Source organism: Microbacterium sp. STRO-1N (assembly GCF_057748015.1).
Map to the genome: position 1 here is coordinate 2434108 of NZ_CM173234.1, position 14468 is coordinate 2448575.

Below are 14468 nucleotides of genomic sequence, written 5' to 3' on the forward strand. Positions count from 1 at the left end.
GCATCCGTGCGTCCAGACACGTAACCTTCCGCCACCGCGACCCGAACCGGGCGAGAATGGAGGAATGGACTGGCAGACGACCTCGGAGGAGACGGTGCCCTCGCGGCGCGTGACCGAGGCGCAGGCCAGCATGATGCGCGCACGTCCCCCCGCAACCGGAGCATGGCGCGACGGCGATCCGATCGGAGAGCGGAGATTCGCCGCCTTCGGCTCCTTCCGCACCGAGAGCGGGCAGGAGCTGCCAGGCATCCGCATCGCCTACGAGACCTGGGGCGAGCTGAACCCCGAGCGCGACAACGCGATCCTCATCAACCACGCGCTCACCGGCGACAGCCACGTCCGCGGCGACGCGGGGCCCGGTCACGCCACAGCAGGCTGGTGGGGCGAGGTCGTCGGTCCTGGGGCGGCGATCGACACCGACCGCTGGTTCGTGATCGCCCCCAACATCCTGGGCGGGTGCCAGGGCTCGACCGGGCCGGCGAGTGTCGCCCCTGATGGCTACGAATGGGCGTCCCGGTTCCCCTACCTCACCGTTCGCGACCAGGTGGCCGCTCAGGTGCGGCTCGCCGATGCGCTCGGGATCGACCGCTGGGCGGCCGTGGTGGGCGGTTCCATGGGCGGCATGCACGCGCTGGAGTGGGCCGCCACGCACCCCGAGCGCGTCCGGCGTCTCGCGATCCTGGCCTCGCCGCCCGCCAGCACGGCCGATCAGATCGCCTCGAACATGCTGCAGCTGGAGACGATCCGGATGGATCCGCGCTTCGAGGGCGGCGAGTACTACGACGCGGCCACCGGCGAGGGTCCGCATCGGGGTCTCGCGCTCGCGCGCCGCATGGCGATGCTGAACTACCGGTCGCCGATCGAGCTGAACAGCCGCTTCCAGCGCTCGTGGCAGTCCGATCTGTCGCCGCTCGGCCACGGCGGGCGCTTCGCGGTCGAGAGCTACCTGGACTTCCACGGCAACAAGTTCACCCGTCGTTTCGATGCGAACAGTTACATCACGCTCGTCGAGGCGATGAACTCGCACGACGTCGGCCGCGACCGCGGCGGCATCGAGGACGCGTTGCGCGCCGTGACGGCCACGACCCTCGTCCTCGGCATCGACACGGACCGGCTCTTCCCGTTGGAAGGCCAGCATCGGATCGCCCGCAGCATCCCGAACACGCTCGACGGCGACGAGGCCGTCGTCCTCACGAGCGACTTCGGGCACGACGGCTTCCTCATCGAGACCGACGTCGTCGGCGATCACCTGCGCCGACTGCTCGCGAGCTGACGCTCCTCACTCGCGTCGGTACCGCCACGGCCGCCGGGCCGTCTCCAGCCGGTGCACTCCGGAGTCTCCATCCGGATGCTGCGCATCGCCGATCCAGCAGAACACGTCGCCGGGGAGCAGCCTGGTCGCGAAAGTCGGAGCATCGGATGCCGCGGCGAGCGCCTCGGCCGTCGAGCGGTATCGCGAGAGTTCGTGCAGCGTCACCCAGGTCGGTGGGAACAACTCGATCTCCCCCGCGGCGTGACGATCCAGCGCGTCCAGGGGCGAGATCCACCGCCAGTCGACGACTTCGTCCAGGGACGGTACGACCTCGCCCCCTGGGTCGGCGGCGACGAAGAACCACGTGCCGATGCGCTTGGGCGCCTGGAACGGGGGAATCCAGCGCGACAGCGCCACCAGTCCGCTCGGACGCAGGCCGACCTCCTCGAAGCACTCCCGCGCCGCGGCGATGCGGGCGGCATCCTGTCCGGACGCGCCCGCCGCGCGGTCGCCGTCCTCCACGAGTCCGCCGGGGAACACCCACGCGCCGGCGAACGAGCCGCGAGTCGGCCGTCGCAGGATCAGCACCTCCGGCGCGTCTCCGCGGTCGCGCAGCAGCACCACGGTCCCGGCCAGCGGCAGCTCATCCACCATGCCGCCACTCTACGAGCTTCCGTTCAGGCGATGACGCTCTGCCGCTGCATCCGGAACGCGAGCACCGTGATGCCCAGGCCCACCAGCGCCAGTGCTGCTCCGATCCAGGCTGGCGCGGTGTAGCCCCAGCCCAGGGCGATCGCGGCTCCGCCGAGGAAGGCGCCGAGGCTGTTGCCGATGTTGAGCGCCGAGTGGTTGAGCGCTGCGGCGATGGATTGATTGTCACCGGCGACGTCCATCAGGCGAGTCTGGATCGCCGGGCTCAGCATGGCCGACACCGCACCGACGGCCATCGCCAGCAGACCGAGCAGCAGGATGTTCGTCGACAGCACCGCCAGCAGCACCAGGATGCCGGCGAGCAGCGCCATCCCGACGATGAGCGTGCGCTGCAGGTCGCGGTCCGCCAGGTACCCGCCCAGCAGGTTGCCGACCGTCATGCCGATGCCGACGAGCACGAGCACGATCGGCACCGCCCATTCGGGCGATCCGGCGATCTCAGTGACGAGCGGCGACACATAGCTGTACACGGCGAAGAAGCCGCCGAAGCCGATCGCTCCGATGCCCAGAGTCAGCCAGACCTGCCCGACGCGGAAGACGCCGAACTCACTGAGCATCCCGCGTCCTCGGTCGCCCTCGTGCTCGGGGACGAACAGTGCGATGCACAGCGTCGCGACGGCGAACACGACCGCCACGAGAAGGAAGGCGGTGCGCCATCCGTAGTTCTGACCGAGGTAGGTGCCCAGAGGCACACCGACGACGTTCGCGATCGTGAGACCGGTCAGGATGAATGCCGCGCCCTGTGCGCGTCGCCCAGGACCCAGCACGTCGGCGGCCACGAGCGCCCCGATGCCGAAGTACGCGCCGTGCGGGAGTCCGGCGAGAAGCCGGGAGGCCCCGACGAGTCCGAAGCTGGGCAGCACGACGGTCAACGCGTTGAACAGCGTGAGTGCGAGCGCCAGTCCGATCATGACCCGGTGCCGCGGAAAGCGCGCGACCAGCCCTGCGATGGTCGGCGCGCCGATCACCACGCCGAGCGCATACAGCGAGATCAGGAGTCCGGCGCGGCCGATCGCCTCTTCAGGAGATGCCGCCCACAGATCCGGCAGCAGGTCCTGCGCGATGTCGGGCAGGAGCCCCATGGCGACGAACTCGGTCATGCCGATACCGAAGGAGCCGATGGCGAGAGAGAGGAGCGCCTTCGTCGCCGCACCCCTCGAGAGAGTCGAGGAGTGGTTCACCCAACAATGCTACGCGGAATCGGAGTCCCGGATCGCCGTCTCGAGCCGATCGATCTTCGCGTCCAGCTCACCGGTGTAGCCGGGGCGGATGTCGGCCTTGAGCACGAGCGACACTCGCGAACCGAACGGCATGACGGCCTCGGTGGCGCGCTTGACGACGTCCATGACCTCGTCCCACTCCCCCTCGACCTCGGTGAACATGCTCGTCGTGCGGTGCGGCAGACCGGAGTCGCGGACGACGGTGACAGCGGCGGCGACCGCATCATGCACGGATCCGTCCGCGCTGCCGTCGCCCGAAGGGGCGACAGAGAATGCGATGAGCATGTTTACCTCCGTGAGGGGATGGGGACTCGGACGATCGAGCGGATGCCGATCACGAGCAGGACGATCAGAAGCACGTTGCGCGCCGTGAGCAGCAGCACGGGGACGAACTCGGTGCGCAGCAGCGCATCGTACGTGAGCGGATAGATGAGGCATGTCAGGCCGCACAGCACCAGCACGAGCGCCGCCGGGACACGAGCCCTGGTCCTGTCGTACACGAACCAGAGCACGAGCGGGGCGATGAGCCAGGTCTGGAACTGCGGGGAGCCGACCTTGTTCGTGACGATCAGCGCCGCCACCAGCGACAGCGCCAGCGGCGGGAACAGACGTGCGAACGATCCGCCCCGCGCCGACTTGACGGCTGCGAGTCCGGTGATGGCGCCGACCGTGAGCAGCATGATCGGGGTGAGGATGTCGGAGACGAACGGCACGCCGTAGCCTTCGACCTGGAACGTGAGGATCTCGAAGCTGTACCCCACGGAGGCGTGCCCCGCGCGCGCCGCCCACAGATACGGCGTGGCAGCGACCGCCTCGACCTGCAGCCCGCGACCGGTCTGCTGCGACAGGAAGGCGAACAGATGCTGGTCCGCGCCGAGCAGGAACAGCACGACGACGATGCCGGCGCTCGCCCCAGCGGCCGCGAGCAGGATCTTCAGCCGACCGCGTGCCGCGACGACGGCTGCGAGCACCAGCGCACCGGGCCAGATCTTGATCCAGGCGCCGATCGTGAGCAGGGTCGTCGCGACGACCGGATGCCGCAGCAGCAGCAGCCCGCCGATGATCGCGAGCGGCACGGTGACGGCATCGAGCCGATACAGCGCGATCGGCCCGAGCAGCAGCAGCGCCGCCGTCCAGAACCACGCCGCAGCTCGTCGCGGCGCCGACGGTCGCCGTCCGATGAGGAACCAGAGAGCCACGGCATCCAGCAGCGTGACGAGCACCGCCCAGGCCACGAGATAGGCACCGAGCGCGCCCATCGTCGCCACGAGCGGCAGCGACAGGGCCTTCACGATCAGCATCGGCACGAGCGCCAACTGGGGATACACCCATGGCTCGGTGATGCCCATGATCGTGCCGCCGGTCAGCGCCGATGTCGACCACGGTTCGTACACGAGCACCACGTCGCCCATCGGCTGGCTCGGGTACACCCAGCCGAACCAGGCGGTGAGAACGTGCACGAGCAGGAAGGCCGCCCACAGGGGCACGGTGCGACGCCTCACGAGAGCAGATCCGCGATCGCATGCGGGAGCGCCTCGGCGACATCCAGGGCGACGATCGGGCGCCCGGCACCGCCATCGACCATGCCGGCGGCGAGACGAGCGGCGTGGCCGTGCAGCCAGGCGCCCGCCGCCGCGGTCTCGGCGACGGAGGCTCCGCGATTCGCGGCCAGAAGCGCACCGAGGACGCCGGCCAGCACGTCGCCGCTGCCCGCCGTCGCGAGCCACCCCGGAGCAGGGGGCAGGGCGATCACGGAGCCATCCGATGAGGCGATGATCGTGCGCGACCCCTTGAGCAGCACGGTTCTCCCGAGCGCGCCGGCGGTCTGCGCTGCGTCCGCGACCCTGTCGCCGCTGCCGTCCGGCGCGAGGCTCAGGCGTTCGCGCAGCCGGACGAACTCGCCCGCGTGCGGGGTCACCAGCAGCGGGGCGGCCGCACCGGGTGCGAGATCCAGTGCGCCGGCATCGACCACGACCGGCGCAGCGCCGTCGAGAATCGTGCGCAGGGCACCCGTCTCCTCGGAGGTGCGGGACGCGGCATCCGTTCCCGACCCGATCACCCAGGCATCCGCTCTGGTGCGGCCGATGTCCTGTGCGGCGACCGTCTCCGGCCGACGCGCGAGCACGGCATCCGCGGCGGAACCGAGGTAGCGCACGTAGCCGGCACCGGTCCGCCAGGCCGCTTCGACGGACAGCACGGCCGCCCCAGGGTACGCGTCCGACCCCGTGCGCACCGCCACGACGCCGCGGGAGTACTTGTCGTCCGCCGGTCCTGGTACCCGCACGAACGGGACGGAGTCCTCCCTCCCCCACTCGCGCACCTCGACCATGCCCCCATGCTATTCGGCCGGTGCGCGCTCGACTGGCAGTAGCGTCGAAGGGTGAGCCTGCTCTTCTCTCCCCTGCGTCTGCGTTCCGTCACCTTCCCGAATCGCCTCTGGGTGTCCCCCATGTGCATGTACAGCGCCGTCGACGGCGTCGTGCAGGACTGGCACCGCACGCACCTGACGCAGTTCGCATCCGGTGGCGCCGGGCTCGTCGTGGCCGAGGCGACGGCCGTCGTGCCTGAAGGGCGCATCAGCCCGCGGGACGCCGGCATCTGGACCGACGAGCAGCGGGATGCCTGGGCTCCGATCGTCGACGGCATCCACGCCCGTGGTGCGCTGGCCGGCATCCAGCTCGCGCACGCCGGACGCAAGGCGTCGACGTGGTGGCCGTGGGCTCGCCAGCGCGGGTCGGTGCCGCCATCCGAAGGCGGTTGGGTGACGACGGCACCCTCGGCGGTGCCGTTCCAGGGATTCGACACGCCGCGAGCGCTGGCGATCGCCGACATCGACGACCTCGTGGACGCGTTCGCCACAGCCGCACGCCGGTCTCTGGATGCCGGATTCGACGTGCTGGAACTGCACGGCGCACACGGATATCTGATCCACCAGTTCCTCTCGCCGCTGTCCAACCTGCGCGAAGACGAGTACGGCGGGTCGCTCGAGAACCGCGCTCGTCTCCTGCTGCGCATCCTGGACGCGGTCCGCCGGATCGCGGGCGAAGCGGTTCCCGTCTTCGTGCGCATCTCCGCCACCGACCACGCCGACGGCGGGTTCTCACCCGACGAGGCGACGATCGTCGGCGAATGGGCGCGCGAGCACGGCGCGGACCTCATCGACGTGTCCAGCGGAGGGTTGGTCGCCCATCAACGCATCGACGTCTTCCCCGGGTACCAGGTGGGACTGGCAGGAACGGTGCGCCGCGGCGGGCGGATCCCGACCTCGGCCGTCGGCCTCATCACCGCAGCGGAGCAGGCCGAGCGCGTGCTCGAGGACGGAGACGCCGACGCGATCTTCGCGGGACGGGAGTGGCTGCGCGACCCGCACTTCGCGCTGCGCGCTGCGCACGAGCTGGGCGTGGAGATTCCGTGGCCGTCGCAGTACGAGCGCGCGCGGTGGCGGTGAGTCGCCTCACCGCCACCGCGTGAATCACTCTCCGCGGTGGACGACGCGCCTGGTGGCGTCCTGAACCTCGCCGACGAGCTCCTCGAGGATGTCCTCCAGGAACAGGACGGCCGTGGTCTCGCCCTGTGCGTTCCTGACCTTCGCGAGGTGACGGCCGGCACGGCGCATGACCGCGAGCGCATCCTCCAGGTCGGTGTCCTCCTGCACGGGGACCATATGGTGGATCCGCTTGGGCGGGATGGGAGCCGCGACCTTCGTCTCGGCATCCGCGCCCTCCGAGGCACGCAGGATGTCCTTGAGGTGGACGTAGCCGATCGGGGCCTGGTCGTCGTCGACGATCACGTAACGCGAGAAGCCGTAGCGGGCGACGGCCCGCTCGATGTCGTCCGGCGTGGTCGACGGCGGCAGCGTGACGAGCTCGGCCAGCGGAACGGCGACATCACGTGCCTTCTTGTCGGTGAACTCCACCGCGGCTCGCACCGTCCCCGCGGCATCGTTCAGCAGGCCCTCTCGCCGTGACTGGTTGACGATCGTGGCGACCTCATCGATCGTGAACGTCGACGCCGCCTCGTTCTTCGGCTCGACGCCGAACAGCCGCAGCACCCCGTTCGCGGCCGCGTTGAGCACCCAGATGACCGGGTGGAACAGCTTCGACACCCACACGAGCGGGGTCGCGAGGATCAGCACGGCGCGATCGGGGACGGAGAACGCCAGGTTCTTCGGCACCATCTCGCCGAACACGACATGCAGGAACGACACCAGCACCAGCGCGATCACGAATCCGGTGACGTCGACGACGGCATCCGACCAGCCGAGCGCGTGCATGGGCACCGCGAGGAGATGGTGGATCGCCGGTTCGGAGACGTTCAGGATCAGCAGCGAGCAGATCGTGATGCCCAGCTGCGAGGTCGCCAGCATCAGAGTGGCGTGCTCCATCGCGTACAGCGCGGTCTTCGCCGCACGGGACCCCTGCTCCGCACGTGGTTCGATCTGCGAGCGCCGCGCCGAGATGACGGCGAACTCGGCACCGACGAAGAAGGCGTTGCCCGCGAGAAGCACGACGAGCCAGACCAATCCTGCCCAATCGTTCATCGGGACACCTCCTCCGGTGCGACATCGACCGGCGTCGGGGTGTAGCGCAGCCGATCGACACGTCGACCGTCCATGCGCACCACCTCCAGCACGCCGCTGTCGAGAGTGACTTCGTCCCCGGCCGCTGGGACACGTTCCAGGACGCTCATCACGTAGCCGGCGACGGTGTCGTAGACCTCGCCCTCCGGGACGTGGACGCCGGTGCGGCTCCGCAGCTCGTCAGGGCGCAGTTCACCGGGGAACGTGATCGAGCCGCGCCCGCGGACGATGCCCGCCCTGGTCCGGTCGTGCTCGTCCGAGACCTCGCCGACGATCTCCTCGACGAGGTCCTCGAGCGTCACGACGCCGGCCGTGCCGCCGTATTCGTCGACGACGATCGCGAGCTGATACCCCTTGGCGCGCAGCTCGGAGATGAGGTTGTCCAGGTGGACCGTCTCCGGAACGCGCAGCGGCTCGGTCGCGAGAGCGCCGACCGGCACCTCCGAGCGTCGTTCGCGCGGAACCGAGACGGCCGCCTTGAGGTGCACCACGCCGGTGATGTCGTCGAGGTCGTCGTCGTAGACCGGGAACCGGCTGTGTCCGGTGCGCCGTGCCAGCTGGATCACGTCATCGGCCGAATCGCCCACGGCGAGCGCGTGCATACTCGGTCGGGCCGTCATGACATCGGCCGCCGTGAGACGCGCGAACGTGAGACTGCGATCGAGCAGGGAGGCCGTGTCCGCTTCGAGCACACCGGCCATCGCGGAGCGGCGGACCAGCGAGGAGAGCTCCTCGGCGCTGCGAGCACCCGAGAGCTCCTCCTTGGGTTCGATCCCCATACCGTGCAGCACGGCGTTCGCGCTGCCGTTGAGGAGCCGGACGACGGGCTTGAACACCGTCGTGAACGCGACCTGGAACGGAATGACCAGCTTCGCGGTCTGCCGCGGCAGCGCGAGAGCGAAGTTCTTCGGCACGAGCTCGCCGAGGATCATCGAGAGCACGGTGGCGACGAGCATCCCGACCACCGTCGAGATCGGAGCGACGACCGCCTCGGCGAGACCCCAGGAGGTCAGCACAGGGCCGAGCAGGCGCGAGATCGCCGGCTCCATCGTGTAGCCCGTGAGCAGCGTCGTGAGCGTGATGCCCAGCTGCGCGGACGAGAGATGGGTCGAGGTGTGCTTGAGGGCGCCGATCGTCATCGCGAGGCGCGACTCGCCGCGCGACTGGCGCGCCTCGAGTTCCGCACGGTCGAGATTGACGAGCGCGAACTCGCTCGCCACGAACAGGCCGGTGCCGACTGTCAGGAGGAGCCCCACGCCCAGCAGGACGTAATCCATCAACTGCTCCCTTCCTCAGTGCGGAAGGTCGGGCGGTGGGGCGAGAGACTGCAACTGGGAGGGTCGTCCATAGTGCGACGATTCTACAGATGTTCGTGGTGCTCGCGCCGAGAACTCACCAGCTGACGGGCAGCGCCTTGCCCTCTTCGTAGCCCGCGGCGGACTGCAGCCCGACCAGGGCGCGGTCGTGGAATTCGGGCACGCTCGCGGCGCCGGCATACGTGAACGACGAGCGCACTCCGGACGTGATCATGTCCAGCAGATCCTCGACGCCGGGTCGCAGCGGGTCGAGATAGATCTTCGACGACGAGATGCCCTCGGCGAAGAGCTCCTTGCGCGCGCGCTCATAGGCGTCCAGACGTCCGAAGCGCGCCTGAACCGCCTTGGTCGACGCCATGCCCCAGGATTCCTTGTAGATCCGCCCCTGGGTGTCGGTCTGCAGCTGCCCAGGCGCCTCGATCGTGCCGGCGAACCAGGAGCCGATCATGACGGACGCGGCACCGGCCGCGAGTGCGAGGGCGACATCCCTCGGATACCGCACTCCGCCGTCCGCCCACACATGCGCGCCCAACGCTCGGGCGGCTTCGGCCGTCTCGAGCACCGTCGAGAACTGCGGCCGTCCGACGGCCGTCATCATGCGCGTCGTGCACATGGCACCCGGCCCGACGCCCACCTTGAGGATCGACGCGCCGGCCTCGACGAGATCCTTGACGCCGTCGGCGGTGACGATGTTGCCTGCGACGATCGGGATGCCGAGGTTCAACGCCGCCACCGCGGAGAGCGCAGCGAGCATCCCCTCCTGGTGGCCGTGCGCGGTGTCGATGACGAGGACGTCGACACCGGCGGCCGCGAGCGCCTTGGCCTTGCCTGCCACATCGCCGTTGATCCCGACGGCCGCGGCGACGGCGAGGCGTCCGTCGGCGTCGACGGCGGGCCGGTACAGGGTCGAGCGCAGCGCACTGCGCGCGCTCAGGGTACCGACCAGGTGGCCGTGATCGACGATGCTCACCGTCTCCACTCCGGCCTCGGTGATGACGTCGAAGGCCTGCCGACCGTCGGTGACGTCTTCGGCATCCAGCGCCGGCGTGCCGGCGTGGACCAGATCGCCCAGCTGCGCGTCGGGGAGAGCAGTGGCCAGCCTCGTGGCCGGCAGGATGCCGCGGACGGCGTCGGCGTCGATGCGCCCCTGCCCCTCGGCGACGACGATGCCGTGTCCTTCCGTCGCGGGGAGCAGCCGGAGCGCGTCGGCGACTGAGGTGCTCGGCGGCAGCACCAGCGGCGTGTCCCACGCGACCGGCTGCGCCTTGACCGCTCTGATCGCAGCATCCAGCTCCTGCAGCGGCATGTCCTGCGGGAGCACGCCGAGGCCGCCGCGCCTGGCCAGCACCGCGGCAAGGCGCGGCCCTGTCACGGAGTTCATGTTGGAGGCGACCAGAGGCAGCGTCGCCGGGGTACCGTCGTGAGGCGCGAGATCCACGTGAAGCCGGCTCGTGATGCCGGATCGACGCGGCACCAGGAACACATCGGAGTAGGTGAGGTCGACTGTGGGTTGCGCGCCGAGGAAGTCCATACCTCCACGGTAGCTTTCCGCGCGCCTTCCGGGTCCTGTCGTGTCGACTATCCGGGGGACAAAACACGTTAGGCTTGGTGTCGAGAATGCATGGGCGCAGGGGACATCCTGACGCCGTGTGTGGCACAGTGCTTCAGCGATGAAAGAGGGCGATCGAGCGTGTCGAGCCAAGGGACCGGCGTCGGATCGGGCGACGGGGGGTTCGGAGCCAATTCCTGGCTCGTCGACGAGCTCTACGAGCAGTTCACAGCGGATCGGAACTCCGTCGACAAGGAATGGTGGCCGATCCTCGAGAACTACCGGCCGGATGCCGCGGCGAAGGCCGCTCCGGCCGAAGCGACGCCTGCGCACCCCGTGACGGCTCCGATCCCCGTGATCGGTTCCCAGCCGGTCGCCCGCACCACCGCGAAGCCCGCCGCTCCCGCACCCATCCCCGCCCAGGCTCCCAAGCCGGAGGCGAAGGCGACCGAGCAGCCTTCCTCCGAGGAGGACAAGGTCACGACGCTGCGCGGCATGACCAAGACCCTCGCGGCGAACATGGACGAATCCCTCACGGTCCCCACCGCGACGAGCGTGCGCACGATCCCGGCCAAGCTGATGATCGACAACCGCATCGTCATCAACAACCACATGTCGCGCACCCGCGGCGGCAAGATCAGCTTCACGCACCTCATCGGCTGGGCGCTCATCCAGACGCTGAAGGAGTTCCCGAGCCAGAACGTGTTCTACGCCGAGCTCGACGGCAAGCCGTCGGTGGTCGCGCCGGCTCACGTGAACCTCGGCATCGCGATCGATCTGCCCAAGCCCGACGGCACGCGCGCCCTGATGGTGCCCAGCATCAAGCGCGCCGACACGCTGACGTTCAGCGAGTACCTGTCCGCGTACGAGGACCTGGTCGGTCGCGCCCGCGGCAACAAGCTCACCGCCGCGGACTTCCAGGGGACCACGGTCTCGCTGACGAACCCCGGCGGCATCGGCACCGTGCACTCCGTGCCGCGACTGATGAAGGGCCAGGGCTGCATCATCGGCGCCGGTGCCCTCGACTACCCCGCCGAGTTCCAGGGCGCGAGCGCGAAGACGCTCAACGAGCTGGCGATCGGCAAGACGATCACACTGACCAGCACGTACGATCACCGCGTCATCCAGGGCGCCGGCTCCGGCGAGTTCCTCAAGAAGGTCCACGAGCTGCTGCTCGGTCAGCGCGGGTTCTACGACGACATCTTCGCCGCGCTCCGCATCCCGTATGCGCCGATCCGCTGGAACCCGGACATCGCCGTCGACCTCGCCGAGCGCGTCGACAAGCAGTCCCGCGTGCAGGAGCTCATCAACTCGTACCGCGTGCGCGGACACCTGATGGCCGACATCGACCCGCTGGAGTACGTGCAGCGCTCGCACCCCGATCTCGAGATCGAGAGCCACGGCCTGACGTTCTGGGACCTGGACCGGGAATTCGTGACCGGCGGCTTCGGCGGCAAGCGCGTCATGAAGCTCCGCGACATCCTCGGTGTGCTCCGTGACTCCTACTGCCGCACGCTCGGCATCGAGTACATGCACATCCAGGATCCGGAGCAGCGCCGCTGGTTCCAGGAGAAGGTCGAGGTCAAGTACCAGAAGCCCGGCCACGACGAGCAGCTGCGCGTGCTGCGCAAGCTCAACGAGGCCGAGGCGTTCGAGACCTTCCTGCAGACGAAGTTCGTCGGCCAGAAGCGCTTCTCGCTCGAGGGCGGCGAGTCACTCATCCCGCTGCTGGACGAAATCCTGCAGGGCGCGGCCACCGCCGGCCTCGACGGTGCGGCGATCGGCATGGCGCACCGCGGCCGTCTGAACGTGCTGACCAACATCGCGGGCAAGACGTACGGACAGGTGTTCCGCGAATTCGAGGGCACGCAGACGCCGGGCAACCAGCGCGGCTCCGGCGACGTGAAGTACCACCTCGGCACCGAGGGCACCTTCGTCGCCGATGACCGCTCCGAGCTTCCGGTGTACCTCGCCGCGAACCCTTCGCACCTGGAGACCGTCGACGGCGTCCTCGAGGGCATCGTCCGCGCAAAGCAGGACCGCAAGCCCATCGGGACGTTCTCGTGGCTGCCGATCCTCGTGCACGGCGACGCCGCGTTCGCAGGACAGGGCGTCGTCGTCGAGACCCTTCAGATGTCGCAGCTGCGCGGCTACCGCACCGGCGGCACCGTGCACGTCGTCGTCAACAACCAGGTCGGGTTCACCACGACCCCGACCGACGCCCGCACCTCGGTCTACGCGACGGATGTCGCCAAGACGATCCAGGCACCCATCTTCCATGTGAACGGCGACGACCCCGAGGCCGTCATCCACGTCGCTCAGCTCGCCTTCGAGTACCGCGAGCGGTTCCACCGCGACGTCGTGATCGACTTGATCTGCTACCGCCGCCGTGGCCACAACGAGGGCGACGACCCGTCGATGACGCAGCCGCTCATGACCGATCTGATCCAGGCCAAGCGCTCGGTCCGCAAGCTCTACACCGAATCGCTGGTCGGTCGCGGCGACATCACCGAAGAGGAGTACGAGCAGGCCAAGGACGACTTCCAGCGTCGCCTCGAGGTCGCGTTCGCCGAGACGCACGCCGCCGAGACCGGTGCCACACCGATCGCACCGGTGCTCTCCCCCGTCGAGGAGACCGTCGGCGCCCCCGAGGTGACCGGTGTCGCTTCGGAGGTCATCCACCTCATCGGCGACGCGTTCAACAACAAGCCCGAGGGCTTCACGGTCCACCCGAAGATCCAGCAGCTGCTGGACAAGCGCGTCGACATGAGCCGCAACGGCGGCATCGACTGGGGCTTCGGAGAACTGCTCGCGTTCGGTTCGCTGCTCGTCGAGGGCACGCCGGTCCGGCTGGCCGGCCAGGACTCGCGCCGCGGCACGTTCGTGCAGCGCCACGCCGTCATGCACGACCGCGCGAACGGCCAGGAATGGCTGCCGCTGGCCAACCTGTCCGAGAACCAGGGTCGCGTGTGGGTGTACGACTCGCTGCTCAGCGAGTACGCGGCCATGGCGTTCGAGTACGGCTACTCGGTGGAGAACCCCGAGGCGCTCGTGCTCTGGGAGGCGCAGTTCGGCGACTTCGCGAACGGCGCTCAGTCGGTCATCGACGAGTACATCTCGGCCGCGGATCAGAAGTGGGGCCAGCAGTCCAGCGTCACGCTCCTGCTCCCCCACGGCTACGAGGGTCAGGGACCGGATCACTCCTCCGCCCGCATCGAGCGCTTCCTGCAGCTGTGCGCGCAGGAGAACATGATAGTGGCTCGGCCGTCGACTCCGGCATCCTATTTCCACCTGCTGCGTCGCCAGGCCTACGCCCGGCCGCGCAAGCCGCTGGTCGTCTTCACCCCGAAGGCGATGCTGCGCCTGCGCGGCGCGACCAGCCCCGTCGAGGACTTCACGCAGGGCCGCTTCGAGCCGGTCGTCGACGACGCACGCGGCCTCGACCGCGCCGCGGTGAAGCGCGTGCTGGTGCACTCCGGCAAGATCCACTGGGATCTGCGCGCCGAACTCGACAAGAACCCGAACCCGGAGGTCGCCCTGGTCCGGCTGGAGCAGCTGTACCCGACTCCGATCGACGGGCTCAAGGCCATCACGGACTCGTACCCGAACGCCGAGCTCGTCTGGGTCCAGGACGAGCCGGAGAACCAGGGCGCCTGGCCGTTCCTGGCGCTCGCGTTCGCCGAGGTCCCCGGGCCGCGCCAGTTCCGCACGGTGGCCAGGGCGGCGTCCGCGTCGCCGGCGACCGGTTCGTCGAAGGTCCACGCGCTCGAGCAGGCCGATCTGCTCAAGCGGGCGCTCACCGTCTGATCGACGCACGTACGACGAAGCCCACCCGATCTCG

Annotated in this window: 11 protein-coding genes; 3 read left to right on the top strand and 8 right to left on the bottom strand. The window is 69.3% G+C overall.

What is annotated here, in order from left to right:
* The first annotated feature begins 64 nt into the window (after nucleotides 1-64).
* On the top strand, nucleotides 65-1273 hold the full coding sequence (metX, locus tag AC3ANJ_RS11830) for a homoserine O-acetyltransferase MetX (protein ID WP_406249674.1): 1209 nt from the start codon (nucleotides 65-67) through the stop codon (nucleotides 1271-1273).
* A gap of 6 nt (nucleotides 1274-1279) precedes the next feature.
* Here metX and AC3ANJ_RS11835 read toward each other — a convergent pair whose 3' ends face one another.
* The 5 genes from AC3ANJ_RS11835 to AC3ANJ_RS11855 all read right to left on the bottom strand — a co-directional run bounded on the left by AC3ANJ_RS11835 (nucleotide 1280) and on the right by AC3ANJ_RS11855 (nucleotide 5512).
* Complete coding sequence (locus AC3ANJ_RS11835) at nucleotides 1280-1906, bottom strand: NUDIX hydrolase (protein WP_488316473.1); 627 nt, start codon at nucleotides 1904-1906, stop codon at nucleotides 1280-1282.
* Between the two features lie 23 nt (nucleotides 1907-1929).
* The gene (locus AC3ANJ_RS11840) at nucleotides 1930-3063 is read right to left on the bottom strand and encodes an MFS transporter (protein WP_488319271.1); all 1134 of its coding nucleotides are present in this window, start codon (nucleotides 3061-3063) and stop codon (nucleotides 1930-1932) included.
* 90 nt (nucleotides 3064-3153) lie between these two features.
* Nucleotides 3154-3468 carry a thiamine-binding protein gene (locus AC3ANJ_RS11845; RefSeq protein WP_488316474.1) on the bottom strand — a complete coding sequence of 105 codons (315 nt, stop codon included), beginning with the start codon at nucleotides 3466-3468 and terminating at the stop codon, nucleotides 3154-3156.
* Nucleotides 3469-3470: 2 nt separating this feature from the next.
* On the bottom strand, nucleotides 3471-4685 hold the full coding sequence (locus tag AC3ANJ_RS11850) for a hypothetical protein (protein WP_488316475.1): 1215 nt from the start codon (nucleotides 4683-4685) through the stop codon (nucleotides 3471-3473).
* The gene (locus tag AC3ANJ_RS11855) at nucleotides 4682-5512 is read right to left on the bottom strand and encodes an ADP-dependent NAD(P)H-hydrate dehydratase (RefSeq protein WP_488316476.1); all 831 of its coding nucleotides are present in this window, start codon (nucleotides 5510-5512) and stop codon (nucleotides 4682-4684) included. The genes AC3ANJ_RS11850 and AC3ANJ_RS11855 overlap by 4 nt, the downstream gene beginning before the upstream one ends.
* A 51-nt stretch (nucleotides 5513-5563) precedes the next feature.
* Here AC3ANJ_RS11855 and AC3ANJ_RS11860 point away from each other — a divergent pair, with 51 nt between their 5' ends.
* Nucleotides 5564-6631, top strand: coding sequence for an NADH:flavin oxidoreductase/NADH oxidase (locus AC3ANJ_RS11860; protein WP_488316477.1), 1068 nt, complete (start codon nucleotides 5564-5566; stop codon nucleotides 6629-6631).
* Nucleotides 6632-6655: 24 nt separating this feature from the next.
* Here the strand turns inward: AC3ANJ_RS11860 and AC3ANJ_RS11865 are convergent, their stop codons facing one another.
* The 3 genes from AC3ANJ_RS11865 to guaB1 form a co-directional block, all read right to left on the bottom strand.
* Nucleotides 6656-7723 (bottom strand): hemolysin family protein, encoded by a 1068-nt coding sequence (locus AC3ANJ_RS11865; RefSeq protein ID WP_488316478.1) that lies wholly within the window; start codon nucleotides 7721-7723, stop codon nucleotides 6656-6658.
* Nucleotides 7720-9039, bottom strand: coding sequence for a hemolysin family protein (locus tag AC3ANJ_RS11870; RefSeq protein WP_488316479.1), 1320 nt, complete (start codon nucleotides 9037-9039; stop codon nucleotides 7720-7722). The genes AC3ANJ_RS11865 and AC3ANJ_RS11870 overlap by 4 nt, the downstream gene beginning before the upstream one ends.
* A gap of 115 nt (nucleotides 9040-9154) precedes the next feature.
* A complete protein-coding gene (gene guaB1 / locus AC3ANJ_RS11875; protein WP_488316480.1) occupies nucleotides 9155-10609 on the bottom strand; it encodes a GMP reductase in 1455 nt (484 codons plus the stop codon).
* Nucleotides 10610-10768: 159 nt separating this feature from the next.
* On the opposite strand from guaB1, the gene AC3ANJ_RS11880 reads away from it, so the two are divergent.
* On the top strand, nucleotides 10769-14434 hold the full coding sequence (locus AC3ANJ_RS11880; RefSeq protein ID WP_488316481.1) for a multifunctional oxoglutarate decarboxylase/oxoglutarate dehydrogenase thiamine pyrophosphate-binding subunit/dihydrolipoyllysine-residue succinyltransferase subunit: 3666 nt from the start codon (nucleotides 10769-10771) through the stop codon (nucleotides 14432-14434).
* Nucleotides 14435-14468 lie beyond the last annotated feature (34 nt).

What these genes read in the sequence shown, in the direction of transcription:
- AC3ANJ_RS11835 (WP_488316473.1), bottom strand. Translation starts at nt 1,906, where the DNA reads ATGGTGGATGAGCTGCCGCTGGCCGGGACCGTGGTGCTGCTGCGCGAC.
- metX (WP_406249674.1), top strand. Translation starts at nt 65, where the DNA reads ATGGACTGGCAGACGACCTCGGAGGAGACGGTGCCCTCGCGGCGCGTG.
- AC3ANJ_RS11865 (WP_488316478.1), bottom strand. Translation starts at nt 7,723, where the DNA reads ATGAACGATTGGGCAGGATTGGTCTGGCTCGTCGTGCTTCTCGCGGGC.
- AC3ANJ_RS11840 (WP_488319271.1), bottom strand. Translation starts at nt 3,063, where the DNA reads ATGACCGAGTTCGTCGCCATGGGGCTCCTGCCCGACATCGCGCAGGAC.
- AC3ANJ_RS11845 (WP_488316474.1), bottom strand. Translation starts at nt 3,468, where the DNA reads ATGCTCATCGCATTCTCTGTCGCCCCTTCGGGCGACGGCAGCGCGGAC.
- AC3ANJ_RS11855 (WP_488316476.1), bottom strand. Translation starts at nt 5,512, where the DNA reads ATGGTCGAGGTGCGCGAGTGGGGGAGGGAGGACTCCGTCCCGTTCGTG.
- guaB1 (WP_488316480.1), bottom strand. Translation starts at nt 10,609, where the DNA reads ATGGACTTCCTCGGCGCGCAACCCACAGTCGACCTCACCTACTCCGAT.
- AC3ANJ_RS11870 (WP_488316479.1), bottom strand. Translation starts at nt 9,039, where the DNA reads ATGGATTACGTCCTGCTGGGCGTGGGGCTCCTCCTGACAGTCGGCACC.